A 1,188-nucleotide genomic window follows, 5' to 3' on the forward strand; every position below is an offset into this window, starting at 1 on the left:
GCCGGAGCGGCCGCAGGTGCCGGAGCAGCAGCTGCGGGCGCGGACGCCGCCGGCGCCTCGGGCGTGGCAGCAGGTGCCTGGGCGAAGCTCGCCGTGCCTGCAGCGAGCAGGCTCAGGCCGAGCGCGAGAGAAACAAGCAGTTTTTTCATGGTTGTTGTTTTCCGGGCTGGATCAGAGGGCTTCGCGGCCGGTTTCACCGGTGCGGATGCGAACGACCTGCTCGAGGTTGTAGACAAAAATCTTTCCGTCGCCGATCTTGCCGGTGCGCGCCGCACCCTCCACGGCTTCGATCACGCGGTCGACGAGGTCGTCGGACACCGCCGCCTCGATCTTGACCTTGGGCAGGAAGTCGACCACGTACTCCGCGCCGCGGTACAGCTCGGTGTGGCCCTTCTGGCGGCCGAAGCCCTTGACCTCCGTGACCGTGATGCCCTGCACGCCGATGGCCGAGAGGGCTTCGCGCACCTCGTCGAGCTTGAACGGTTTGATGATGGCTGTGACCAGCTTCATGATGACTTTCTCCTTCTTGGATGGAATGGATGGTGCGGCAGCTTGGGCCGCACCTTGTTCTTGTGCCTGCTTACAGGGTCTTGCTGAGCGTAACGATGAAGCGCGCCTTGTTGGGCGAATAGGTGGTCTGGCCGAAGGTGCCGAAGCCGAGGTCGACGCCCGGGTTGGACACGGCCAGGTACGAGCTCTTCTTGTTGGCGCCCTGGATCGAGCCGGCCAGTGCGAGGCCGCTGCCGAAGTCGTACGACACGCCCACGTTGTAGTCGACGTAGCTCTTGTAGCCCAGGCTGCGGATGTCRCTGGACATGTGGGTGTAGCCCACGGCGGCCTTCAGCGTGAGCTTGGGCACGATCTCCTTGCTGTAGGCCAGGTTCAGGTAGCCGGTGTTGGTGCCCTTCAGGCCCGAGCCGGCCTTGTTGCCCGCGTAGCCGAAGTAGTCCTTCGACACCGTGTGCGAATACTTCAGCGTGAACGAGCCGATGGCCTCGTCGGCCCAGGTGCCGGCGCCGTACAGCTCGGTGGTGTTGCCGGCGGAGTTGCCCGGGTAGATGTAGGTCAGCGCGCCCACGTCCATGTCGAAGGGGCCGGCCTTGAACTTGTAGCCGCCGTAGATGTCGCTCTCGATGCTGTTGCCCTTGAGCCAGTTGACGCTGGAGTTCCAGTTGCCCACATAGAAGC

2 protein-coding genes are annotated in these 1,188 nt (G+C 64.1%); both read right to left on the minus strand.

The features are described from left to right. Nucleotides 1-171 precede the first annotated feature (171 nt). A complete protein-coding gene (glnK, locus tag AC1DOC_RS34410) occupies nucleotides 172-510 on the minus strand; it encodes a P-II family nitrogen regulator (protein WP_007833403.1) in 339 nt (112 codons plus the stop codon). A 70-nt stretch (nucleotides 511-580) separates the two neighbouring features. Then, a partial coding sequence (locus AC1DOC_RS34415; protein ID WP_478131674.1) for a TorF family putative porin occupies nucleotides 581-1,188 on the minus strand: 608 nt, incomplete at its 5' end.

It is taken from the genome of Variovorax sp. 01T439_2, from assembly GCF_056398445.1.

Bases quoted from the DNA above. Each gene is read 5' to 3' on its own strand.
- glnK (WP_007833403.1), bottom strand. From the start codon at position 510: ATGAAGCTGGTCACAGCCATCATCAAACCGTTCAAGCTCGACGAGGTG.